16 protein-coding genes are annotated in these 25,175 nt (G+C 72.1%); 11 read left to right on the plus strand and 5 right to left on the minus strand.

All coding sequences use genetic code 11. The annotated features are described in order from the left end of the window. From GTW40_RS02515 to GTW40_RS02545, 7 genes are all read left to right on the plus strand, one after another. Window positions 1-610 (plus strand): hypothetical protein (locus tag GTW40_RS02515; RefSeq protein WP_161178494.1); only part of this gene is annotated, 610 nt, incomplete at its 5' end. Next, the gene (fxsT, locus tag GTW40_RS02520; RefSeq protein WP_237525295.1) at window positions 607-4,503 is read left to right on the plus strand and encodes an FxSxx-COOH system tetratricopeptide repeat protein; all 3,897 of its coding nucleotides are present in this window, start codon (window positions 607-609) and stop codon (window positions 4,501-4,503) included. The genes GTW40_RS02515 and fxsT (GTW40_RS02520), both read left to right, overlap by 4 nt. Before the next feature lie 39 nt (window positions 4,504-4,542). After that, on the plus strand, window positions 4,543-7,512 hold the full coding sequence (gene fxsT, locus GTW40_RS02525; protein ID WP_161178495.1) for an FxSxx-COOH system tetratricopeptide repeat protein: 2,970 nt from the start codon (window positions 4,543-4,545) through the stop codon (window positions 7,510-7,512). Window positions 7,513-7,637: 125 nt separating this feature from the next. After that, on the plus strand, window positions 7,638-10,610 hold the full coding sequence (fxsT, locus tag GTW40_RS02530) for an FxSxx-COOH system tetratricopeptide repeat protein (protein ID WP_161178496.1): 2,973 nt from the start codon (window positions 7,638-7,640) through the stop codon (window positions 10,608-10,610). 386 nt (window positions 10,611-10,996) lie between these two features. Next, window positions 10,997-11,557: a type 1 glutamine amidotransferase domain-containing protein gene (locus GTW40_RS02535; protein ID WP_161178497.1), complete on the plus strand. Its 561-nt coding sequence runs from the start codon at window positions 10,997-10,999 to the stop codon at window positions 11,555-11,557. A 154-nt stretch (window positions 11,558-11,711) separates the two neighbouring features. Beyond that, complete coding sequence (locus tag GTW40_RS02540; RefSeq protein WP_161178498.1) at window positions 11,712-12,221, plus strand: hypothetical protein; 510 nt, start codon at window positions 11,712-11,714, stop codon at window positions 12,219-12,221. Window positions 12,222-12,351: 130 nt separating this feature from the next. After that, window positions 12,352-13,875, plus strand: coding sequence for a flotillin family protein (locus tag GTW40_RS02545; protein ID WP_161178499.1), 1,524 nt, complete (start codon window positions 12,352-12,354; stop codon window positions 13,873-13,875). An 87-nt stretch (window positions 13,876-13,962) separates the two neighbouring features. Here GTW40_RS02545 and GTW40_RS02550 read toward each other — a convergent pair whose 3' ends face one another. Continuing rightward, window positions 13,963-15,024: a helix-turn-helix domain-containing protein gene (locus GTW40_RS02550; protein WP_161178500.1), complete on the minus strand. Its 1,062-nt coding sequence runs from the start codon at window positions 15,022-15,024 to the stop codon at window positions 13,963-13,965. 179 nt (window positions 15,025-15,203) lie between these two features. Further along, window positions 15,204-15,818, minus strand: coding sequence for a TetR/AcrR family transcriptional regulator (locus GTW40_RS02555; protein ID WP_161178501.1), 615 nt, complete (start codon window positions 15,816-15,818; stop codon window positions 15,204-15,206). Between the two features lie 152 nt (window positions 15,819-15,970). Between GTW40_RS02555 and GTW40_RS02560 the strand changes: the two genes are divergently transcribed. From GTW40_RS02560 to GTW40_RS02570, 3 genes are read left to right on the plus strand one after another with little or no spacing between them, the layout of a single operon-like run. Then, window positions 15,971-18,265, plus strand: coding sequence for a 2Fe-2S iron-sulfur cluster-binding protein (locus GTW40_RS02560; protein ID WP_161178502.1), 2,295 nt, complete (start codon window positions 15,971-15,973; stop codon window positions 18,263-18,265). A 44-nt stretch (window positions 18,266-18,309) separates the two neighbouring features. After that, window positions 18,310-18,861, plus strand: a complete 552-nt coding sequence (locus GTW40_RS02565; protein ID WP_343245600.1) for a hypothetical protein — start codon at window positions 18,310-18,312, stop codon at window positions 18,859-18,861. Between the two features lie 53 nt (window positions 18,862-18,914). After that, window positions 18,915-19,367, plus strand: a complete 453-nt coding sequence (locus GTW40_RS02570; RefSeq protein ID WP_343245601.1) for a DUF5959 family protein — start codon at window positions 18,915-18,917, stop codon at window positions 19,365-19,367. A gap of 41 nt (window positions 19,368-19,408) precedes the next feature. Here GTW40_RS02570 and GTW40_RS02575 read toward each other — a convergent pair whose 3' ends face one another. After that, complete coding sequence (locus GTW40_RS02575) at window positions 19,409-20,533, minus strand: aminotransferase class V-fold PLP-dependent enzyme (RefSeq protein WP_161178504.1); 1,125 nt, start codon at window positions 20,531-20,533, stop codon at window positions 19,409-19,411. A gap of 272 nt (window positions 20,534-20,805) precedes the next feature. Next, on the minus strand, window positions 20,806-22,518 hold the full coding sequence (locus GTW40_RS02580; protein ID WP_161178505.1) for an MFS transporter: 1,713 nt from the start codon (window positions 22,516-22,518) through the stop codon (window positions 20,806-20,808). A gap of 280 nt (window positions 22,519-22,798) precedes the next feature. On the opposite strand from GTW40_RS02580, the gene GTW40_RS02585 reads away from it, so the two are divergent. Continuing rightward, the gene (locus GTW40_RS02585) at window positions 22,799-23,593 is read left to right on the plus strand and encodes a TetR/AcrR family transcriptional regulator (protein WP_161178506.1); all 795 of its coding nucleotides are present in this window, start codon (window positions 22,799-22,801) and stop codon (window positions 23,591-23,593) included. An 81-nt stretch (window positions 23,594-23,674) separates the two neighbouring features. On the opposite strand, the gene GTW40_RS02590 is transcribed toward GTW40_RS02585, so the two are convergent. Then, on the minus strand, window positions 23,675-24,940 hold the full coding sequence (locus GTW40_RS02590) for a phospholipase D-like domain-containing protein (protein WP_161178507.1): 1,266 nt from the start codon (window positions 24,938-24,940) through the stop codon (window positions 23,675-23,677). Between the last annotated feature and the right edge of the window lie 235 nt (window positions 24,941-25,175).

Raw genomic sequence — 25,175 nt, forward strand, 5'->3', positions numbered from 1 at the left:
GCGCCCCCCGCACCTGCCGCTGCTCGCCCCCCGCTCCACCGCCGCCCTGCTCACCATGGTCCTCTCCCGGGTCAGCCCCGAGGGAGAACTCGACGTGGACCGGGCCACCGAGGAACTCTCCCGCGCCCGCCCGCTGACCGCGATACCCCGGCTGCCGCTGTCCACCCTCCGCCACGGGGTGCAGATCCTCGCCGACACCTCCCGCGCCATGGAGCCCTTCGCCCGCGACGTGGAGGACGTGATCGCCCACGTCCGCGCGCTCGCCGGGGTCGCGGGCACCCAGGTCCTGCGCTTCGCCGACGTGCCGCTGCGCGGCGCGGGCCCCGGACCGAGGTCCACCTGGCAGCGGCCGTACCGCCCGCCCCGGCCCGGGGGGCGGGTGCTGATCCTCTCCGACCTCGGCGCGGGCGGCCCGCCGCTCAACCCCTGGCGGGCCACCGAACGTGAATGGCGCGCCACCGTCACCACCATCCGCCAGCGCGGCTGCGAACCCGTGGCCCTGATCCCGCTGCCCGAGCGGTACTGGCCGCGCTGGGCGCGCTCGCTGCTGCCCCTGCTCAGCTGGGACCGCGGCACCACCGTCGGCAAGGCGCTGGGGGCCCGGCGTTGAGCGCGGCCGAGCGGCCGGGCCGCACCCTCGCGGTGCTGCTCAGCATTGCCGCCCGGATCGAACCGGAACTGATGCGGGCCGTACGGCTGCGCGTGGCGCCCGGACTCGACGTGTCGGCGGAGGTCGACCTCTGGTTCGGCGACCTGGTCACCCACCCGGGCTTCGGCCATGTCGTACTGAACCCCGCGCTCCTGGACGAGCTGCGCGCCGAACTCACCGAACGGCTGGCGCGGGCGGGCGAGGACGACCCCGTCCACCGGCTGTGGCCCACCTTCGAGCGGGTCCGCGCGGGCGCCTCCCCGGCCATGCGCGCCCAGGAGGCCGCGACCTGGCAGGCCGTCAGCGGGCGTCCCGACGCCGCCCCGCTGATCGAGGAGGCGCTGCGGCCCGCGCTGCGCGCGCTGGTCGAGGAGGAACGCGACGGCGTCGCCCGCTGGTTCACCGAGGCGTGGGAGACGCTGCCCGAGCGGGTCCAACGCTCCACCACCGCCTGGCAGTTGCTCACCCTCTCCGCCGTACGCCTGGCCACCGAACCCCCCGAGGGCGCCCGGCCCGACCGGCTGGCCCTCGCCGACGTCGCCGTCATCGCGCACGGGCTGCCGACGGCCGCGCTCCACCTCGGCTGGAACGGGCCCGTACTGACGCTCAGCGACAGCCCTTTCGACGCCGGGCAGTTCGCGATCACGGTGCCGGACTCCGATCCACGCGTGGTCGAACTGGTCACCGCGAACTCCGTACGGACCATCCTCGTCGGCCGCGACGCCACCGTCGAGGAGTGGGTCGGCCCCGCCGGGGGCCGACTGCACACCGCCGACGGCGCCACCTACCGGCTGCCCGCCCCGGCCGTCCTCCAGCCCGACACCACCCCCCTTCCCGACCTCGATCCCGTCTCCGCCGCGGACCCCGCCGAGGACGGCACCGGACGGCGCACCGGCACCGGGCACATCAGCATCTGCTACGCCGGGGAGAGCCGCCCCTGGGCCCTGTGGACCGCCCACCAGCTCGAACGCGCGGGCTGCACCACCACCCGGCTGCACTGGGACACCGCCCCGCGCACCCCCGCCGAATCCCTCGGCGCCCTGCTGGCCGCCCCCGGCCGCGTGCTGCTCCTGGTCAACGAACGCGCGCTCCGCCCCGACCTGCACGACGAGGCCGACTGGTCCGAGGCGTTCCGCCAGGTCGTCCGCCCCCACCGCGAACGCTTCGCCGCCCTCGCCCTGTCCTACGAACCGCTGCCCGGCGCCATGGAGGTGCTGCGCCCCGTCGACGTGGCCGGACTCGACGAGAGCGAGGCCCGCGACAGGATCCTCCGGCGGCTCGGCATCGACCCCGGCGAGGACCCCGTCCCGGACGGCCCCCGCTTCCCCAACGACCCGCCCCAGGTCCGCGAGGCACCCCGGCGCAACGGCTACTTCACCGGCCGCAAGGACGACCTGGAGGAACTCTCCGAACTCCTCGCCGAACCCGGACCGGCAGGCACCGGCGCCCGTGTCGTCCTGCACGGCATCTCCGGCGTCGGCAAGACCCACCTGGCCACCGAGTACGCGCACCGCTACGGCGACGGCTACGACGTGGTGTGGTGGGTCACCGCCGGTGAACGCGCCACCGCCCGCGAGGAGTTCGCCGCCCTCGCCGCCCATCTGGAACTGCCGGTGGCCCGCGACGCGGGCGAACGCATCCGCGCCCTGCACGCCGCCCTGCGCGCCCGCACCGGACCTCGCAGGCGCTGGCTGCTGATCTTCGACGGCGCCGACGACGTGGGCGCGATCCGCGACCTCCTGCCCGACGGACCCGGCGACGTGCTGATCACCAGCCTCAGCCGCGACTGGTCCGGGCTGCTCGGCTTCCAGGAGTACACCGTCCGCCCGTTCACCCGGAACGAGAGCGCCGCCTTCATCCGCCGCCGCGTCCCCCGGGCCACCGAGACCCAGGCCCGCGCCCTCGCCGAGGCCGCCCAGGACCTGCCCCTCGTCCTCGCCCAGACCACCGCCTGGCTCATCGCCAACCCCGCCGAACCCGTCGACGCCTACCTGGACGCCCTCCAGGGGCAGTCCCCGCAGGAACTGGAGGTGCGGACCGAGGACGACTACCCGGTCGGGTTCGTCCGCTCCTGGGGCCTGCTGCTCAACCTGCTGCGCCGGCGCAACCCCGAGGCGGCCGAACTCATCGAGCTCATGGTGCTGTTCTCCCCGGACGCGATCCCGCTGCGCCTCATCGCCGCCGCCCCGGCCGGTGTCTTCCCGCCCGGCAGCCTCGCCCGCACCGTCACCGACGCCACCCGCTGGCAGAGCGCGCTGGCCGCCCTCGCCGACCTCACCGCCATCCACCTCAGCTACACCCAGGACCCGTCCCTGGAGTACGGCGTCGAATCCGCCCAGATGCACCGCCTCTACCACCGCTTCGTGCACGCGGGGCTCAGCCGCGACCGCCGCAGCGAGCTTTCCGCCGCCGCCAGCGGAGTGCTCGCCGCCGCCAACCCCGGCCGCCCGGCCGACCGGCGCGAGTGGAGCACGTACTCCGCGCTCGTCCCACACCTCGACTACGCGGGCACCCTCGACCGCGACGAACCCGGCGTCCGCCGCCTGGTCCTCGACTGCGTCGACACCCTGCGGCTGCGCGGCGAGTACGACACGGGGCTGCGGCTGTGCCAGCAGGCGGTCACCCGCTGGCGCCCCCGCCACGACCAGGACGACGCCGACATGCTCGTCCTGATCCACCAGTACGCCAACCTCCTGCGCCGGGTGGGCCGTTACCGGGACGCCGAAGCCGTGGGCCGCGACGTCCTCGACGCCCTGACCGGCACCCGCGCCCCCGACGACCCCGAGTTGCTGCGCGCCAAGGACGGCCTCGGCGGCACCCTGATGGCCCTCGGCCGGTTCGAGCGCTCCCGCGAACTCTTCGAGGAGGTCTGGCGCGGCCACACGAGCCGTCCCGGCGGCGAGGGACCACGCGCCCTCATGGCCAGGAGCAACATGGCCCTCACCCTCGGACTCCTCGGTCAGTACGCCCAATCCCTGGAGATACATCAGGAGTTGCACGGGCAGCGCGACCGCGAACTCGGCCCCGACCACTACGAGACCCTCTACTCCGGCCTCTGCCTCGCCTGGATGACCCGGCTCCTCGGCGGCTACCGCCAGGCCCTCGCCCTCCAGCGACGCAACGCCACCCTGCACAGCCGCGTCCTCGGCCCCGACCACCCCCAGACCCTGCGCGCCGAGCACAACCTCGCCCAGTGCCTGCGCCGCGACGGCCGACTGGAGGAAGCCACCGCCCTGTTCACCAGCGTCGTCGCCCGGTGCCGGCAGATCCAGGGCGAACTCCACCCCGACACCCTCATGATGGTCTCCGACCGCGCCACCCTGCTGCGCGACACCTCCCCCCGCGAGGCCCACGACCTCGCCCGCACCCTCTACGACCGCTATCTGCGCCTCCTCGGCCCCGACCACCCCTACACCGCCGGAGCGCTCGGCAACCTCGCCCTCGCCCAGTGGGCCGACGGCGACGAACACGGCGAGGCCGAGGGCTCCGCCCACACCGCCTGGCAGCTCATGGCCCGCGCCGTCGGCGACGAACACCCCTGGACCCTCGGTACCCGGCTCAACCTCGCCGCCCGGCTCGCCCACTCCGACCAGACCCCCGCCGCCCTGGCCCACGACACCAGCCTGCGCGCCGCCGCCGCGGACCGCCTGGGGCAGAGCCACCCCCTCACCCTGGCCGCCGCCACCGCCCACGCCTGCGACCTGCGCGCCCTCGGCCGCGCCGACGAGGCCGAGGACATCCGCCGGGACACCGTGACCCGGCTGCGCGAGACCCTCGGCCCCCAGCACCCCCACACCAAGTCCGCCGAGGAACTACGCCGCCCCCACTGGGACTTCGAACCCCAACCCATCTGACGCACCATCACATGAAGCGCCCACGAGGGGAGCAGGCGCATGGACAGCCGGAGCGAGCACGACGACCGGCACATCACGATCAGCTACGCCGGATACAACCGGCCCTGGGCCGCCTGGATCGCCCACCAGCTGACCGCACGCGGCCACGACGTCACCCTGACCCGCTTCGACCCCCGCGTGGACGTGCCCTTCGAGGACGAGTTCGCCGCCCTGCTCGACACCCCCGGACGGCTCCTTCTCGTCCTGGACAACTGGTACTTCGGCCTCGGACCCATCGCCGCCCACGACTGGGACCGCGTCCTGCGCCGCACCGTGCCCCGCCACGCCGACCGGCTCGCCGCCGTCACCGTCGCCACCCGGCCGGTACCCCGCGCCGTCGCCCTGCTGGGCCCCGCCGACCTCCACGACCTGGACGAGCAGGAGGCGGCCCGCCGGGTGCTGCGCGAACTGTCCATCGACACCGCGCCGTTGCCCCGCGCCGCCACCGCCCCCCGCTTCCCCAACGAGCCCCCCGAGGTCTTCGACACCCCCCGCCGCAACGCCCGCTTCACCGGCCGCGACCCCGAACTGGAGCGCCTGCGCGCCTCGTTCACCGCCGGAAGTACCGAAGGCGCCGACACCCGGATCGTGCTTCACGGCGTCAGCGGCACCGGCAAGACCCAGATCGCCGTCGAATACACCCACCGCTTCGGCAGCGAGTACGACGTCGTCTGGTGGATCGACGCCACCCACCGCGCCAAGGCCCGCGAACGTGTCGCCGCGCTCGCGCCCCGCCTCGGTCTGCCGGTGGGCGAACGCATCGGCGAGCGGATCAGGGCCGTCCACGAGGCCGCCCGCGCCGCCGCCCCGGGCCGCTGGCTGCTGGTCTTCGACGGCGCCGAGGACCCCGCCCAGCTCGCCGATCTGCTCCCGGACCACCGCGCCCACGTCCTGCTCACCGCCGGGACCCGGGACTGGACGGACGTACCCGGCACCCGCGTCATCGACATCAGCGCCTTCACCCGGACCGAGAGCGTCGCCTATGTGCGCCGCCGCGTGCCCCGGCTCACCGTGGAGGAGGCCGACGAACTCGCCGACGCCGTCCTCGACCTGCCGCTGCTGCTCGCCCAGACCGCCGCGTGGCTCGCCGCCAACGACGTACCGGCCGCCGACTACCTCGGCACCCTGCGCGCCACCCCCGAACCCGGCACCCCCGACGACACGGAATACCCGCCCGGCTTCCGCACCGCCTGGTCCACCACCCTCGGCACCCTGCGCGCCCGCAATCCCGAAGCCGCCGAACTCCTCAACCTCCTCGCCTTCTTCGCCCCCGGCGAGATCCCCGTCCGCCTGCTCACCGAGGTCCGCTACGGCGACCTGCCCGCCTCCCTCGACGCCCTGGTCCGCGACCCCCGCTCCTGGCACCTCGCGCTGCGCCGACTCTCCGAGTACACCGCCGTACGCCTGGACTACGAACAGGAACTGGCCGAGAACCCGGCCGTCGAACAGGTCCGGATGCACCGCCTCTACCAGCGCTTCCTGCGCGAGTCACTGACCGAGGACGAGCGCCGGTCGTACGCCGACACCGCCTGCCAGGTGCTGGTCGGCGCCGACCCCCGGCGCCCCTCCGACACCCGCGACTGGGAACGCTACGCCCTGCTCATCCCGCACCTCGGCTTCGCCGGAGCCTTCGACTCCCCGCGCCAGGCCGTACAGGAACTCGTCCTCAACTGCGTCGAATACCTGCGCCTGCGCGGCGAGTACCGCACCGCCCTGAAGCTCTGCGACGAGGTCCTCGCCCACTGGGAACGCGCCCTCGACCCCGCCCACGGCGCCCTGCTCGCCCTGCGCAACAAACTCGGCGGACTGCTCCGCCTGGCCGGCCGCTACACCGAGGCCGAACGGCTCGGCCGCTCGGTCGTGGCCCAGCTCACCGCCGTACGCCCCGACGACCACCCCGAGCTGCTGCGCGCCAAGGACGGACTCGGCAGCACCCTGCTCGCCCTCGGCCGCTTCCCGCAGGCCCGCGAGCTGTTCACGGAGGCTGCCGCCCGCTTCGCCGACCAGTTCGGCACCGAGGCCCCGCAGACCCTCGCCGCCCGTCACAACCAGGGCCTCGCCCTGCTCCTGCTCGGCCGCTACGGCGAGGCCCGCGCCATCCACCGCGACGTCCTCCAGACACGGCAGCGCCGCCTGCGCTCCCGCCACCACCTCACCCTGCACTCCGGCACCGTCTACGCGCGGCTCATCCGCCTGCTCGGCGACTACCCCGAGTCCGTCTCCCGCCTCGAACAGATCGTCCGCACCCTGCGCCAGACCTCCGACGAACGTCATCCGCAGTCCATCATGGCCGACCACCAACTCGGCGTCTCCCGGCGCCGGGCCGGGGACATCCCCGAGGGCGGGGAACGGCTGGCCAGTGCCGCCCGGCGCGCCGCCCAGGTGCTCGGCCCGCTGCACCCCGACACCCTCGTGGTGGAGGCCGACCAGTCCACCTTCCTCAGGGAACACGGCGAGTTGAGCAGCGCCCTGCGCGCCGCCGAGTCCGTCGCCCGGCGGTACGAGGAACTCCTCGGGCCCCACCACCCGTACACCATCGGCGCCCTCGGCAACCTCGCGCTCGCCGTCATCCACACCGGCGACCACCGGCTCGCCCTGCACCTCACCGAACGGGTCCACCACGACATGGCCGAGGCCGTCGGCCGCGACCACCCCTGGACCCTCGGCTGCGCGCTCAACCTCAGCGGGGCGCGCAGCCTCGCCTACGAGGTCGACGGCGCCTGGGAACTCAGCCGCGAGACCGTACGCGGCGCCGCCCGCGCCCTCGGGGCCGCCCACCCGCTCACCCTGTCGGCCCGCACCGCGCTCGCCGACGACCTGCGCGCCCTCGGCCGCGCGCAGGAGGCCGCGCCCCACGAACGGGAGGCCGTCCGCACCCTCGGCGACACCCTCGGACCCCAGCACCCGCACACCCGCGACGCCCAGCGGCGGCTGCGCCCGTACTGGGACTTCGAACCGCAGCCGCTGTGAGCGGGGCCCGCTGCGGAAGCCCCGCCGCGTCAACTCGTATGCCAACTCATTGACAAACCAGGGTATTTGTTGCTCGATCGGAAGCGAGCCGCCGCCTTCCGCCACCGCCCACCGGGAGCCTGCCCATGAACGCGGGACACTCGACCACCCCGCCGCCCGTCTCGCTCGTCTACGCCGGGGTGAGCAACGGCTGGGCGCAGTGGATCGCCTGGGTGCTCGGCCAGGAGGACTGCCCGGTCACCCATGTGCGCTGGTCCCCGCTGAGCCCGCTGCCCGACATGGCGGCCCTGGAGGACTTCTTCGGCCGCCCCGGACGCGTCCTGCTCGTCCTGGACGACTGGTACCTGCGCTTCGACACCGGACGCAACCAGCAGTGGGCCCAGGTGCTGCGCCAGGTGATGCCCCGCCTGCACGACCGGGTCGGCGCGGTCACCGTGACCACCCGCGCCCTGCCCGACGAGGCCGTGAGCCTCGGCGCCGTCACCCTGCGCGGCATCGGCCCCGAGGAGGCCCGGCGCCGCGTCCTCGCGGAGGTGGGCCTCAGCCCCGGCACCCCGTACACCCGCCGGGACGAGGGCCCCCGCTACCCCGAGGACCCGCCCGACGTCACCAACAGCCCCCGCCGCAACCCCCGTTTCACCGGCCGCGAGGTCCTGCTCAACGACGTGCACGACACCCTCAACGCCGGATACGGCCGCCGCGTCCTGCTGCACGGACCGCCCGGCGTCGGCAAGAGCCAGGCCGCGGGGGAGTACGCGCGCCGGTTCGCCAGCGAGTACGACCTCATCTGGTGGGTGCCCTCCGCGACCAAGGCCGCCGCCCGGGAGGGCTTCGCGGCGCTCGCCCGCGAGGTCGGCCTGAGCGAGGGCGACCAGCTCACCGGGCAGATCGAGGCGGTGCAGGACGCGCTGAAGAAGGACGAGAAGGGCCGCTGGCTCGTCATCTTCGACGGCGCCGAGGACATCGACGGCATCGCCCCGCTGCTCCCCGAGGGCCGGGGCCAGATCCTGCTCACCGCGCAGAACACCGCGTGGTCCCGGCACGGCGCCCGCCCGCGCGAACTGCCGCCCTTCGACCGGGACGAGAGCGTCGCCTTCGCCTGCCGCCGCGCACCCCGCATGACCGAGGCCCAGGCCGGTGAACTCGCCGCCGCCCTCGGCGACCTCCCGCTCGTCATCGACCAGAGCGCGGCCTGGATCGACGCCCACCCCGCCGCCGACATCCCCCGCTATCTGACCTCCATCAGGGCAGGCGAACCCACGGACCCGGACCCCGAGACCCCCGTGGCGGTGCCCCCGGCCCATCGCCAGGTCTGGGCGCGCACCCTCGCCTCCCTGGCCGCCCGCTCCCCGGCCGTGCACGAACTGCTGCTCCTGCTCACCTTCTTCTCGCCCGACATGCTGCCCGTCCCGCTGCTGCGCGCCGCACGCCCCAGCGATCTGCCCGCCCATCTCGCCGGGTCGGTCAGCCAACCCGGCAACTGGGACGCGGCCCTGCTCACCATCTCCGAACTCGCCTCCATGCGCGTGGAGTTCGCCACCGAGGCCCGGCAGGACACCACCAGCATCGTCTCCCTGCGGATGCACCGCAGCTTCCGCCGCTTCATCCGCGCGAACCTCACCCCCGAAATGGAACGCGAGTACGCCGCCACCGCCGCCCGCGTCCTGGTCGCCTCCGACCCCGGTGAGCCCGGCGCACCGCGCAACTGGCACCGCTACGCCGAGATCCTGCCCCACCTCGAACCCTCCGGCGCCCTCGACTCCGACGACGGCGACGTACGTCAACTCCTGCTGAACTGCCTCGACTACCTCCGCGTACGCGGCGAGTACCAGGACGGCTATGACCTGGCCCACCGCGTCCTCGACCGCTGGCGCGACACCTCCGCCCCCACCGACAGCCGCGTCCTCGCCGCCGCCCACCAGGAGGCCCGCATGCTGCGCGGCCTCGGCCGCTACGAGGAGGCCGAGAAGGCCGACCGGAGCATCCTCGGCCTCCTCGGCGAGACGGGCGTCGACAGCGGCCTCGAACTGCTGCGCGCCAAGGACGACCTCGGCGCCACCCTCATGGCCCGGGGCCGCTACGACGAGGCACGCGCCCTGTACGAGGAGGCCGCGCAGAACGCCACCGACTGGCTCGGCGACCGCTACGTACCGCAGACCCTGCAGTTCCGCACCAACCTCGCCCTCGCCCTCGGCCTCCAGGGCCACTACCAGGCATCCTGCACCCTCCACCGCGAGGTCTACGACCGCCGCGTCGGCCTCCTCGGCGGCCGGGCCCGGCGCACCCTCCAGTCCGGCTACTACACCGCCCGGATGCTGCGCCTGCTCGGCAGACTCCCCGAGGCCAGAAGCCTCCAGGACTACAACGTGCGCCAGCTGCGCAGGACCCTCGACGAGGCCCACCGCCAGACCCTGCTGGCCGAGCACAACCTCGCCCTGTGTCTGAGGCGCGACGCCGAGTTCGAGGAGGCCCGCGCCATCATGCGCGAGTCCCGCAAGCGGCTCATCGTGCTCAGCGGCGCCGACCACCCGGACGTGCTCATGGTCAACCTCGACTACGCGATGCTGCTCCGCGTCCTCGGCGAGCGGACCAAGGCCCGCGGACTGGCCGAGTCCACCGCCCGCGCCTACGCCGCCCGCCTCGGCACCCTGCACCCGTACGCCATCGGCGCGCGCAACAACCTCGCCCTGCTCATGCTCGACGACGGGGAGACCGAGGCCGCCGCCCACCTCGCCGACGAGTCGACACGGCAACTGGAGGCGGCCATCGGACGCGGCCACGTCTGGTCGCTGGGCTGCGCCATGAACAGCGCGGCCGCGCTGGCCGCCCTCGGCGACGTGGAGGGCGCCGCACACCTCGGCCGCGACGCCCTCGGCCGCGCCATCCCCGCGATGGGCGCGCACCACGTCCTCTCCGCCAACCTCCGCGCGGGCCTCGCCCTCGACCTGCGCACCCTCGGCCGCACGGAGGAGGCGGCCGCACTGGAACGCATCGCCCTCGACACCCTCTCCGCCAGCCACGGCCCCGACCACGACCAGACCCGCTACATGCGCTCCCGGGCGCGGCCGTACTGGGACTTCGAACCCCAGCCGATCTAGCGTCCCGCGCATTTCAGGAGACCGATAAGCACGCCCTATCGCGTCTTCGGAAACCCCTCTTTGACTTTCCCCGGCACCCGGGTGGAAGGTGGATCTCGGCCGCGGAAAACGGAAACAGGATCCGGCAGGATTTCCGCGGCTCCAGTGGACGATCCCACGCGAGTACCGGCCCCGATCCCCCTCCCGGGGCCCCTGTCTCCAGCGCGGATCCTCGGAAGAGCGGCCGAGGATCCGCGCTGGCATTTCCGCACCCGGTGGAAAGCGGAAGGCGGCGAACAAAGAGAGCGCCGCCATTCCCGACGCCGACGGAATTCCCCGGCTGAATAAGCCTCCCCCGCATGGGCAGTCGGAGGGGCGACAACCCCCACCTCGGAGGAGGCCGGACCATGGCGATCGAAGACACGAACGTCCTCGTACTCACCACGAACTACGGCACCGAGCAGGACGAGCTGGTCAAGCCGGTGTCCGCCCTGCTGGACGCGGGCGCGCACGTCGTCGTCGCGGCGCAGCGCGCGGAGCCGGTGCAGACCCTGGTCTCCGATCAGGACCCCGGACAGCGCATCACCCCCGACGCCGTCCTGGACGAGGTGACGGCGGCGGACTACGACGCGGTGGTGGTCCCCGGCGGCACCCTCAACGCCGATCAGCTGCGCACCGACGACACCGCGCGCCGGCTCGTCGCCGAGTTCGCGCGCGACGGCAAGCCGGTCGCCGCGATCTGTCACGGGCCCTGGCTGCTGGTGGACAGCGAGCTGGCCGAGGGGCGCGAGCTGACCTCGTACCCCTCGCTGCGCCCCGACCTCACGAACGCGGGCGCGACCTGGCACGACAAGGAGGTCGTCGTCGACACGGCGGGCGGCAACACGCTGATCACCTCCCGCGACCCCGGCGACCTGGACGCCTTCACGGCCGCGATCATCCGCAGCCTCGGCGGCGACGAAGACTGAACACCCCCTGACGGGTGACCGGCGACCTCGGTCGAAAGGCGGCATAAAAGAAGCGTAAAAACTGCCGGAACCAGGCAATGAAAAGCCCTCCGCCCTTGTGTCAAGATTTCGTCAAGCCGGAGATCGGCGACGGGGCGGGAGGGGGACGGCACGCATGGCCTGGTTTCTCGGAATCGGCATCACGGGGGTCGTGCTGCTCGTCCTGTCGCTGATCTTCGACGGGCTGCTGGAAGGTGTGCTCGACGGCGCGCTGGACGGCCTGCTCGACGGATGGCTGTCCCTGCCGGTCGTCGCGGGCTTCCTCGCGATGACCGGTTTCGGCGCGGTCCTCGCCCAGTCGGTCACCGGCGTCGGCCCGGCCGGGGCCACCGCGATCGGCGCGGCGGCGGGGGTGGGTCTCGCCTGGCCGACGTACCGGTTCAGCCGCGCGCTGATGCGCGACCGTACGGCGGCTGCTCCGACCCGGGACGACGTCATCGGCACCTCCGGCAGCGTGGTCACGGCCATCCCGGCCGGCGGCTACGGCGAGGTGCTGCTCCAACTGGGCGGCCACCGCGTGAAGTTCGCCGCGCGCAGCGCCGTACCGGTGGCGCGCGGCGCCGAGGTCTGGGTGGAGGCGACGCCGTCGCCGACCTCCGTCCTCGTGCGGCCCGTCGAGCGCTGAACTCCCGCGCTCGGCAAGCCCGTACCGCTCGTAGGCCGGTAACGGATCCGGCCCGTAATCGTTCGACCGGCCCCGCACGGGCCGGAGTTGCCAACCCCCTCGCGGGGTGTCATGTGTCTGGGGGCACTGTATGAGTCCAGTCGTCGTCGCCGTGGTCGGAATCGTCGTCCTGATCGTCCTCACGGCTCTCGTCGTCGTCAGCCGCTACAAGGTGGCGGGTCCGAGCGAGGCGTTCATCGTCACCGGGCGCCGGGGCAAGAAGGCCACCGATCCGGAGACCGGGCGGGTCTTCACCGACAACAGCGGCCAGAAGGTCGTGGTCGGCGGCGGCGTGTTCGTCGTGCCGTTCGTGCAGCAGCGGTTCACCCTCGACCTGTCCTCGCGGCAGATCCCGGTCGCGGTGCGCGGCGCCGTCACCCTGCGCGGCGTGAAGGCCAACCTGGACGGTGTCGCCATCGTCAAGGTCGGCGGCAGCGAGGACTCCATCCGCGCCGCCGCCCAGCGGTTCCTGATGCAGCAGGACGGCATCGTCGGCTTCACCCAGGAAGTGCTCTCCGGCGCGCTGCGCGCCATCGTCGGCCGGATGTCGGTCGAGGACGTCATCCGGGACCGCGCCGCGTTCGCCGGGCAGGTCGCGGAGGAGGCCGAGGCGAGCCTGTCCGGCCAGGGCCTGGTGCTCGACGCCTTCCAGATCCAGGACATCACCACCGAGGGCTCCTACCTGGAGGACCTCGGCCGCCCCGAGGCCGCCCGCGCCAAGCAGGAGGCCGACATCGCGGAGGCCGTCGCCCAGCGCGCCGCCGAGCAGGCCCGCCTGAAGGCCGCCGAGGAAATCGCCGTCGCCCAGCGGACGTTCGCGCTGAAGCAGGCCGAGATCAAGGCGGAGACCGACGAGGCCGCCGCCCGCGCCAACGCCGCCGGACCGCTCGCCGAGGCCGCCCGCCAGCAGGAGATCCTCGGCCAGCAGGAGAAGGTCGCCGAGCGCCAGGCCGCCCTGACGGATCGTCAGCTCGACACCCAGGTCCGCAAGCCCGCCGACGCCCAGCGCTACGCCGCCGAGCAGGAGGCGGAGGCCCGCCGGGTCGCCCGCGTCAAGCAGGCCGAGGCGGAGCGGCTGGCCGCGATCGCGGCGGCCGAGGCCGAGGCCGAGCGGGCCCGGCTCACCGGTGAGGGCGAGAAGCAGCGCCGCAGCGCGCTGGCCGAGGCGGAGGCCATCGAGGGCCTGAAGCAGGGCGAGGCCGAGCGCTCCCGCCGCGCGGCCATCGCGGAGGCGGTCCGCCTGGAGGGCGACGCCGAGGCCGCGGCGATCACAGCCAAGGGCGCCGCCGAGGCCGAGGCCATGCTCAAGAAGGCCGACGCCTACCGCGAGTACGGCGACGCGGCCATCCTCCAGATGCTCGTCGAGGTGCTGCCCGAGGTCGTCGCCAAGGCGTCCGAGCCGCTGAGCAACGTGGACAAGATGACGGTCATCTCCACCGAGGGCGCGAGCCGCATCCCGCGCGCGGTCGCGGACAACGTGGCCCAGGGCCTCGAACTGCTCGGCTCCACCACGGGAGTCGACCTCGCCCAGCTCCTGAAGGGCGTCACCGAGCGCGCCGCGGCCCCGGCCGAGCACGCCGAGCGGTCGAACGGCAAGGTGGAGATCACCGGCTGACGGCTCAAGAGGCCGTAGAACCGGGGGAGTCGGGGAAGCGGGGCCTGCCGTGCGCGGTGGGCCCCGCTTCCGTACCGCGACTCTCCCTCACAGCTCCTCCTCCGGCCACCTCAGCAGCCGCGCCCCGATGACGGCGGTCTGCAGGGTGTACCGGTGCACGGGATCGGCCGGGTGGGCGCCGGTCAACTGGTGTATGCGGTCCAGTCGGTAGGTCAGCGCGCGCACGCTGAGCGCGAGTCTCCGGGCCGCCGCGGCCGACGTACATCCCGACTCGAAGTACGCCTCCAGCGTGCGCAGCAACGGCTCCGCGCCACCCCGTGCCTCCCGCAACGGTCCCAGCGTGCTGAGCACCAGGTCCGCCATCGCCTGCCGGTCCCGCGCCAGCACGGGATACACCAGCAGCTCGGCGGCGCGCACCACCGGGGCGTCCAGCCCCAGCCGCTCGGCGAGATCGAGCGTGCTCAGCGCCTCCTCGTACGACTGCACGACACCGCCCGGGCCGGGCCGGGGCCGCCCGATGGCCACCCGTACGCAGTCGGTGGTGGATCGCGCCTGCTCCGCGAAACGGTCCAGGATCTCGCCCTCGTCGCCGGGCACGATGCAGATCAGCTTGCCGTCCTTCGTCGCGAGCAGGATGCGCCGCTGGTCGAACCGCGCGATCAGGGCGGCCTCCACCCGGCGTGTGGCGGGGGAGGCGTCGTCGTACGCTTCCGTCCCCTCGGCCACAGCGACCGCGTGACCGTGGGAGAGGACGAGCCCGAACCGCTCGGCCCGCTCGGCGAGTCGCCCGAGATCGCTGCGGCCGTACAGCAGGTCGTCGATGAACTCCCGCCGCGCCGCCTCTTCCTGACGCACCGCCAGGCGCTGCGCCCGCTCGTACCCCTCCGCGAAGGCGTCCACCGCCTGCTCCACGGCGGCCAGCACACCGCCGACCGCGCTCCCCGGCGTACCGGCCGGCCAGGCCGCGCGGGTCGCCGCCAGATGCCCGCGCACCAGAGTGCGCAGGCTGTGCCCGGCGTCGGCGGCCCGCTCCCCGAGTGCGCGCCGTTCTTCCAGTTCCTCCCGGGTGAGCCTGCGCCCGGTGACGGACACCTCGGTCAGCGTACGGGCGTACTCGCCCAGGAATCCGGCCACGTCAGGCTCCGACACCGTGTCCCCCTCGCTCCGCACGCCGTTGACGTGCTCCTGCCGGTGTTGATCAACCGGAGCGTAGTGAGGATTGCCGGGAACCGGCAACGCGCGGGAACCCGGCCCTCCGACCTCCCGTTCCGTGTGGTGATGTGCTGCGGTACGGGCGCGAGCGTAGTGGGGGCGGAGGGGGTGTCCGGTCAGGCGGGGCCGGTGAGGTAGCGGGTCGTCATGTCGACAAGTTCGTTCTCCAGGCGTTCGGCCTCGACACCCTGAGGCGCGGCCATCAGCTTGTGGGTCACCAGCTCGATCGTGGAGACGACGAGCGCGGCGGCGGTGTCCAGATCCGCGACGGCCACCTCGGGGTGGCGGCCCAGCAGCGCGCGGATCTCCGCGACCCGGGACTCCTCGTAGCGCGCCACCTTGTCCATCAACTCCTGCGAACGCGGCGCCTCTTCGAACATGACGCGGAGAAGCTGGGGATCGGCGCGATGGTTGTCGACGGCCCGGCGGACGATACGGCGCAGGCACTGCTCCAGGGACGGAAGCGGGGCGTCCTGCTCCTGCGCCGCGCCCGCGCCGTCGATGTGCTGGAGCAGCAGCTCGGTGAGGATCGCGTCCTTGTTCGGGAAGTACTGGTACAGCGAGCCGATGGAGACGCGCGCCCGCTCGGCGATGCGGTTGGTGGTGCCGGCCGCGTACCCGTACTCCGCGAAAACGTGAGCAGCCGCCGCGAGGATGCGCCCGCGCGTCAGCTCGGCGCGGACCTGCCGGGGCTTGCGACGTGGTTCGAGTCGGCGCTGGTCGTGCGACACGGGGGCCTCCCGTCCGGGCTGGAAAAGCGAGTAGCAGAAAACATGAGCTGATGCTCACAATAGTGCCATGAGCTGCGCGAACGCGCTCTCTCATTGCTCGGGGGATCACTCGGAACCGTGCCCGAAGGCCCGGAGAACGAAGAGGCTCACTCATGCGCGACACACCTCGTCCGACCGTCACGCCCGCTTCCGCCCGCCTCACGTCGGCCCGTCTCGCGGAATCCCGCCGGATGACGACGGTGGAGCAGGTCGAGGCATCCGTCGGGCGCCCGCCTCCGCTGGTCATGATGAAGCAGGTCGACCGCCTCGACGAGGGCTGCGTGGCCGTCCTGGCGCACGCTCCGATCGCGGGGTTCGGCTACGTGGACGCCGAGGGGCACCGCAGGGCGACCTTCGTCGGGGGCCGCGCGGGATTCCTGCGCGTGCACTCGCCGGAGCGGATCTCGCTTGCTCTCCCCGCGGCTGTGGCGGAGCAGCCGCCGCCACGGGGGAGCGGTGTGTCGTTCGTGTTCCTGCTTCCCGGGGTGGGGGAGACGCTGCGGGTCAACGGTGTGGTGACGGGGTGCGGGGAGACGGGGTTGGAGGTGAACGTGCGGGAGGGGTACGTGCATTGCGGGCGGAGCGTGTTGCGGTCGCGGTTGTGGGAGTCGGCGACGATGCCTCGTATCGCCTCTGCGGTGGGCGAGTTGAGCGAAGGCCCGCTGTGTCGCCCCGATGTCGGCGCGTTCCTGGCCGCGTCGCCCTTTCTCGTCCTGTCGACGGGTGACGCCTCCGGGGCGGGCGACACGAGCCCTCGCGGTGATCACGCCGGATTCGCCCGGGTGTTGGACGGTCACACGCTCGTCCTTCCCGACCGCAAGGGCAACCAGCGCGCCGACACCTTCCACAACCTTCTCGAGGACGACCGCATCGCCCTCGCGGCCCTCGTCCCCGGCTGCGCCGAGGTACTGCGCCTGACGGGCCACGCCTCGATCACCGACGATCCCGCGTTGCTGGAGACGATGTCGCTGCGCGGCCAGGCACCCCAGGCGGCACTGCTCATCCACGTGCTCGACGCGGAGGTGGCCCACAGCGACGCGGTGGCGCGGTCGAGTCTGTGGAGCCCGACGGCACACGTCGACCCCACCGCCGTCCCGAACCTGATCGCGCTCGCCTCCCGGCACGCCGCCGCCAACCCCACCGAGACCGCCGGGGCGCCACCTGCCCTCGTGATGAAGCTGGTCGCCGCTCTGGCGTCCTTCCCTCGTCTGACCCGGGTGTTGATGGACCTGGGCTATCGCGTCCAACTGGGCAGGGAGGGCTACGGGAGTTCCGGGCGTCGGCGGTCGCCCCGCCGTAGCGGAGTTCCTACGACGGGCCGCCGTATGCGCGTAACCGAGGTGCGCCGGGAGACACCGCACGCGGTCACCCTCGTACTGGCGGACGCGCGAACTCGTCGCAGGCCGGTGCGTTTTGAGCCCGGCCAGTTCTTCACCTTGGTCGCCGAGATCGACGGACGTACGGTCCGACGCGCCTACTCGGCGTGTTCGGTGCCCGGCTCGTCCCCACTCGAAGTCACGATCAAGAGAGTTGAGGACGGCCTCTTCTCCGCATACGCCAACGACCGCCTACGCGCCGGAGATTGCCTGAACGTCCTCGGCCCGTCCGGCGCCTTCCGCGCGACTGCCGCCGACCACCTGGTGATGATCGCCGCCGGAAGCGGTGTCACTCCGATGATGAGCATGATCCGCACGAGACTCGCCGAACGGACCGGCCCCCGGCTGTCGTTGCTCTACGCCAACCGCGACGCATCCCATGTCCTGTTCGCGGACGCCCTGACCCACCTCCAGCGAAGCCACCCCGAACGCCTCTCGGTCACCCACCAGCTGAGCCGCCCGTCCGCCGCGTGGGCCGGAGCCCGAGGCCGACTCACCCCCGAGACGGTGGGCGAATGGCTGTCGACCCTGAAGCCCTCTGATTCCGCCCACTACTACCTGTGCGGCCCCGAAGCGGTGATGTCCGTTGCCCACGAAGTCCTCCTCGCCCAGGGCATCCCGCCCGAGCGCATCCACCAGGAGAGCTACACGGCGGCCTCCGACGCCCCGCCACCGCCGTCCGCCGCCGTACCCCACCCCCTGACCGTCACTCGCAACGGCACCCCTCTCGGCACCACCGCCATCACCCCCGGCCAGACTCTCCTCGACGGCGCCCTCACCGCCGGCCTCCCCCTCCCGTACTCCTGCACGGTGGGCAACTGCGGCGAGTGCGTCGTCCGCCTCCGCACCGGCGAGGTCGCGATGAGCACGCCGAACTGCCTCACGGAGCAGCAGCGGGCGGAGGGGTATGTGCTGACGTGCGTGGGGCGGCCTTGTTCGGCGGTGGAGGTTGAGGTGGAAGTGGAGGTGCCGGTGGAAGCGCCGGAGGGCGATGAGGAGCCGGGAACCTCGTCAAGCGGCGGCCGTCACTGAGTTGTATAGCCTGTCGATCCGGTCGAACCGAATGAGGGCGGGACGTGGAGACGCTGGTGAAGGGGGCCGTCGCGGCGGCACTACGTGACGGGAACGACGAGTCGATCCGCCTGTATGTCGCCGCCTGCGTCGAACGCATGGCGCCGCTGTTCGTGGGCCTACGGGCGGACGAGCCGGGGCGGGAGGCCGACCTGGACTTCTACGTCGACTCCCTTCGCGACCTTTGGCACGCCGACCGACCCCTCGCCGACGCCGCCGAGCGCGTACGTCGGCTGGAGCGGTTCCCGGAGCTGCAACCGAACGAGGAGGGGATCACCGATGTCGCCGACACCTACGCCTTCTTCGCTGCCCTCAGCCTGCGGTACGCCCTGCCGGCCCACGGCTCGGGAAGCGCCGATGACGCGGTGGCCTGCGGCCATGCGGCGCTGACCGCGATGGGGATGCTGGACCGGAACCTGGCGGGTGCGGGTTTCGTCGCCGAGGAACAACGACTGCAGTCCCTCTCACTGAGCGGCGACGCCTCAGGCATGTGGGACGCGAGCGTCATGGCAGGGCGCGAGAGATTTCGTGCGGTGTTGGGCCGCCTGCTCCGCTGAAGATGTTCCCTGTCGGCAGTCACGTACATTCCCCACAACACAGAGGGCGCACGGTGGAACTGATCAGCCTCTCGGACGGCGACAACAGCTTCCGGGTACGGGTGTTGGGGCGTCGGGCGCCCGGTGTGCTGCATCTTCACGACCAGCTCGACGCCGAGGTCCTGATCACGAGCAGCTTCGTCAGTGGTCGACTGGCCATGTCCCTTCTCCCGTCCGACCTGGACGACTGGTCGCGTGCGCTGGATCTCCTCGCCGCAGGGCAGGACATCTGCTGGAGGGACGACGACCACAGCCCCGAGATCAGGATCCAGCCGCACAACGAAGAGCATGAGACTCCCGCTGTTCATGTGGAGGATCCGGGCAGGTCGTCCGTCTCCGTGTTCCTTCCCATGAACCTTGAAGAGGGTTGGATCGACGAACAGCGGAGACTGCTCGGGCGGGTACGGAAGGAATGGCCGAGCGAGGTCCTGCAGTCCTCACCGGGTGTCTATGAATGGCGGCGCTGAACGGCTGCCGGGTGTCGTAGGCAGCTGAGTGTGCCTCCCCCTCAAAGCCCTCGGCGTGCGCGCAGCGACGACAGCGCGGCCGCCACCCGTCCGACCGCCTCCGGCGGAGTCGACGCGTGGGGGGAGAGACGGAGCGAGTCGGTGCGTACCGTCGGCGTGACGCCCTCCGCGTGCAATGCCTTTGCGACGAGCCCAGGTTCGTAATCCGGCAACGTGAAGGACAGGATCCCCGCGCGGCGCGCCGGGTCGGTGGGGGAGAGGACGCGGCCGCCGTGGGCCGTGACGACCTCGGTGAGTTCGCTGATCCGTGTCTCGATCGCCGCCTCGATCGCAGTGACCGTGTGCCGTTCGACCAGCTCCAGCGCGGCCGCGAACGCGGCGGCGGTCACCGGGCTCAGGTTGGTGATCGACCAGCGTCGCGCGTCGGGGGCGGGCGGGTGTTCGGCGCCGTCGAAGAGGCCCACGTCCTCGACTCCTGTCCACCCGGTGAGGACCGGCTCCAACTGCTCCAGCGCTCGGTCGGACAGCGTGGCGAAACCCGTGGACCAGCCCGCGCGCAGCCACTTCTGGCCGCCCGCGATCACCACGTCCGCCGCGCCCCAGGGCAGTTCGGCCACGCCGAACGCCTGGATGGCGTCCACGATCAGCAGCCGGTCCGGCCCGATCGCCTCGCGCAGCGCCGCGAGGTCGGCCCGGAACCCCGTACGGAAGTCCACAGCGCTGACGGACAGCGCCACCACGTCATCGGCGAGCGCGACGCGGACCAGTTCGGGGGTGACCCTGCCACCCGGCTCCGGATCGAGCCAGCGCGGCGTGGCACGGCCCAGGTGCGCGCTGCGGCGCCACGGATAGTGGTTGGCGGGGAAGTCGCCGCGTGGCACGAGGACCACGCCCTCCCGGACGCCGAGCGCGGCATGGAACACGCCCGTCGACGCGTTCGGCAGCAGCACCGTGTGCGCGGCGTCGGTCCCCGCCAGGCGCGCGGCAGCGTTCCGCGCGGTGTCCTCCGCGCGCATCAGGCCGTCCACGGTGGTGTGGTCGGCACGCGCGGACTCCTCCATGGCTCGCGCGGTGGCGGCCACGGCGTCCCGCGACGGCGGCCCGAACCGTGCGAAGTCGAGGTACCCGGCGGGGGTGTCGAAGTGGGCTGCGTACGACGTGAGCACGGGGCCGTCCTTCCGGACCGGTAAGGGTGTCAAGGGTGGTGCGGCGCGGGCCGCGGGACGTGGTGACCTCCGCCGTCCCGCCCGCGTGGCGTTACGGTACGCGACTCCCGTCGTACGCCCAGCGCCTCGTACGGCACGGAACGGCGGCCCGCTCCGAACAGAACGACCGAACAGAACGACCGGCCAGGACGGCCGATCGGGACGGCCGAGCAGAACGGCCGGACAGCCCCGTCGAAGGAGCCGCCCGGCCGTCCCGTCCCCGTCACCAGGAATCAGTGCCCGGCGGACTCCTCAGGACGCGCGTGGCGCGGCAGGAGGAACGAGAGCAGGAACGTCAGGACGAGCATCCCGTCGACGATCCACAGCACCGTCTTCATCACGGAGCCGAAACCGCTCTCGAAGGCGGACGACGCGGTGGCCTTCAGCGCGTCGGGTATCTGCTGAGCGGCCTGCGGGGAGGTGACGGCCGCGCGGGTGTCCTTCTCCAGACGGGCGCAGGACGCCGGGGTGGCCTCGGGGTCCTTGGCGACGGCGCGGTCGGAGGCGCAGTGCCGCAGGTCCGCGACCACACGGTCCTGCGCGGCCGGGGCGACGTGCGCGGCGGCCAGTTGTCCACGCAGACTGTCCGCGCGGTGGTCGACGGCGGTGGCGATGCCGCCGCCCAGGAGGCCGAAGAAGACGGTGCCCAGGAGGGCCACGCCGAAGGCGCCGCCGAGCTGCTGCATCGCGGTCATGGTGCCCGACGCCGAACCCGTCTCGTGCTGCTCGACACTGGCGAGGACGATGTCGAAGAACGGCGCCATGAGCAGGCCCATGCCGATGCCGGTGACGAGCAGCGCGGGCAGGAGCTGCCAGGGGCCGACGCCCGCGCCCACCATGTCCAGGGTCAGCCACACGCCGAACACGCCGAGCGCCATGACCACGGTGCCCGCCTGGAGCACGGCGCGGCCGAACCGGGCGACGCCCTGGGCGATGCCGAAGCCGACGATCATGCCGCCGGACCAGGGCACCATGACCAGGCCCGCCTTGAGCGGGGAGTAGCCGAGGCCGATCTGGGTGTAGAGGTTGAAGACCAGCATGAAGCCCTGCATGGTCGAGAAGAAGACCAGGCCGAGGATCATGCCGCCACTGAAGCCGCGCTTGCGGAAGAGGCTGGGGACGACCAGCGGGTCCTGGCCGGCCCGGCTGCGGCTCGACTCGTAGCGGGCGAAGACGGCGAACACGACGACCGAGGCGGCCATCATCGCGAAGGTCCACACCGGCCAGTCGTACTCACGGCCCTGGACCAGCGGGAAGATGATGAGCATCGCGCCCAGCGAGACCAGCAGCATGCCGGGGATGTCCAGGCTCGGCTTGGTCTCGGAGCGGCCCTTCGGCAGATAGCGCGCCGCACCCAGGAGTGCGGCGATGCCCAGCGGCAGGTTGATCAGGAAGATCATGCGCCAGCCGGTGCCGAAGTAGTCGGCATCCACGAGCCAGCCCGCCAGGATCGGTCCGCACACCGCGGACAGACCCATGACCGGCCCGAACATGCCGAACGCCTTCTGCGACTCCTTCGGAGGGAACATCTCCTTGATCATGCCGAGGCCCTGCGGCAGCATCACCGCGCCGAACAGGCCCTGTACGACCCGCGCGGCGATGAGTATCTCGGGCGAGCCCGCTATGGCACACAGCAGCGAGCCGACGGTGAAGCCCGCGGCGCCGACCATGAACATCCGGCGGCGGCCGTGGATGTCGCCGAGCCGGCCGCCGGTGACGAGCCCGACGGCCATGGAGAGGGTGTAGGCGGCGGCGAGCCACTGGAGCGTGGACGCGCCGCCTCCGAGGTCGGCCCGCATGGAGGGACCGGCGATGTTCGTGACGACGGCGTCGAGGAGGTCCATCACCTCGGCCGCGAGGATCACGAAGAGTGCTGCCCAGCGCCACCGGTAGGGCGCTGGAGAGTCGGTGGGCGTCTCGCTGGACGCGACACCGGTGGTGGACATCGGGACTCCTGGCGGAAGGGCCGCGCCCGCGATGACGCCCACGGATACGGCGGGTGGATGGATACGACAGCCCGGCTCGCCGGTACGGCCCGGTGAGCCGATGCGGCCGGACGCACGGGTGAACACTGTTCACGATAACAGAACACTGCTCACCCGGAGAACGCTGTTCATTAAGATATAGCGCAATCGCCGAGCCGAGACAAGATATATCGCGTCTGCTTGTGGAAGTTGCCTGTTCACCGACGAGAACACTGTTCTCGCGCGCGCCTAGACTGTCCCCATGACCGATGTGGCCGCCGGTACCCCCGCCACCCCTCCGCCGTCCCCCTGGGAGCGCCGACGCTCCGGCCGGGCGCAGGCCGCCCCCGCGCGGGCGCCGCTCTCACGGGACCGGATCGTCGAGGCCGCCTTCGTCGTGCTGGACCGCCAGGGACTCGACGGGCTGTCGATGCGCCAGGTGGCGGCCGAACTGGGCGTCACGGTCTCCGCCCTCTACGCCTACGTCAGCTCCAAGGACGACCTCCTGGAGCTGATGTACACCCGGCTCTTCGACGGCTTCCGGATCCCGGAACCCGACCCCGAGCACTGGCAGGAGCAGGTGCGCGACTACGCCCGCGCCGGACGGCGCCGTCTGCTGTCCCACCGCGACGTGGCCCGCATCTCCATGGCCCATGTGCCCTTCACGGCCGAACTGCTGCCGCACGTCGAGGGGTTGCTCGCCATATTCCGCACGGCCGGGCTCCCCGACCGCATCGCCGCCGAGGCCGGCGACCTCATCTCGACCTACATCGACGGCTTCGTCCTGGAAGAGGACATGTGGCAGGACCGGGCCGCCCGCAGCGAGAAGGGCGGCGAATCCCTGGCCCGCCCGGACTGGCGCGAGATGGCCGACGAGATGCAGAACTACTTCGCGGCCCTCCCCGAGGACGAGTTCCCCCACCTCCGCGCCCTCTCCGGCGTGATGGTGACCGACTCCTCCGAAGAACGCTTCGACATCGGCCTGGAGATCATCCTCCGAGGGCTGGCGAGTTACCTGCCGGACGAGGGCGCCCCCGCGACTCCGGCTGACGGCTGACGGCTGAACGAACCAAGCCGCCGGGATGCCGGACAACTGCCCCATCCCGACGGCCACGGACACCGACGTGCCCCGTCGTGATCAGGTCTCCGGCGTGCTGGTGATCCCCTTGCAGGCGTTCGTGTTGTCGAGGACCCCGGGCTTGGCGGCGGCCTTCACCGCGTTGAAGTCGGCGACGTAGGCGTCATGGTCGGCGTCGTTGTCGACCTTGAGGAGAGCCTCGTCGTTCTTGGTGAGGGCCGGGCCGCTGTAGTTGTGGCTGCCGGTCCACAGGATTTTCTGCTTCGTCGTGCCGTCGTACTTGCCCTCGATCAGCAGGTACTTGGAGTGGATGATGCGTGAGGCGGTGGAGGGGTCGTTGTCGTCGTCATCGTTGTAACAGCGCAGCGTGGGGCCGCCCGAGGCGTGCAGGGTCTCCCAAGTGCCGCTGGAGGAACCGCTGTCGGCCTCCGAATAGACGATGTCGACCGAGCAGCCGGCGGTCTTGAGCGCGACCAGCTTCTGCGCCACCGCGAGCCGGGTGAGCCGGAACATCCCGACCCGTATGTTGGTGTGCTTGGTGGTGCCGTCCTCGGTGTAGTTGCAGGTCACGTTGTCGAGGACGGCGGTGATGGTGTCGCCCGGCGTCGGGTCGTCCGCCGGACGCGGGAAGAAGTAGGCCTTGTACGGGCTGCTGGCGGTGGAGCTGTACCGCCAGTCGGCCCAGTCCTGGCCCACGAGCTGGTGGAAGTAGTCGCTGTACGCCGTGTAGATCGCCGTGTTGCCCGGCAGGACGTAGGCGTCGTTCCAGAACCGGCTGTAGCTGGACGGCGTCAGGTTCGCCGAGGTCTGCACCACGACGTCGCTCGCGCCGTCGAGCTGCGAGAACAGCCAGAACTTGTTGTGGTTGATGGAGGAGCCCTGTGAAGGCTCGCCCAGACAGGACTTGTTGACCGGGCACAGTCCGACGAACGAACTCTTCGTGAGGTCGGTGCCGAGCCCGGCCTTCAGGATCGAGTACGACGTGTCCTTGGCGTTGTCGCTGACGTCGCTCTCGTCCATCATCAACTGGATGTCGACGCCGCGTCCACGGGCGTCCACGAGGGCCTGGGCGAAATCCGCGTCCCAGAAGTGGTACACCGAGGCCCTGATCGAGGAGCCCGGTTGCGCCTGGCCGATGTAGTCGAGCAGCCGTGTGCGTATCGCCTTCTGCGCGGCGTCGTCGCCCTTCGGGTTGTTGAAGACCGGGCCCGCCACTATGGCCGCGGACGCGTTGTCCGCCAGGCCGAGCTGAAGGCCCGCGACGAGCGAGATCGAGAAGGCGGCCGCGGCGAGACGGCTTGAGACGTGGCGTGATGCTGAGCGCATCAGACCCCCTGACATGGATCGAACAAATATCTATCGATCGGATGTTGCCAGAGGGGTTTGCCTGACTACCAGTCACATCTGTTCCATGCCGGGGCCGCTGATCACTGTCGCGGCCAGGGGGTGCGGCAGCTCCACCGCCTCGTCTCCGTCGCGCGTCGGCCTCACCCCGCTCCCAAAATACCCCCGGGGGTACTCGTGGTACCGTCCAGATATACCCCCGGGGGTAATTTTGCTG

The sequence above is a fragment of the Streptomyces sp. SID4985 genome (genome assembly GCF_009863025.1).
Taxonomy (GTDB): Bacteria; Actinomycetota; Actinomycetes; order Streptomycetales; family Streptomycetaceae; genus Streptomyces.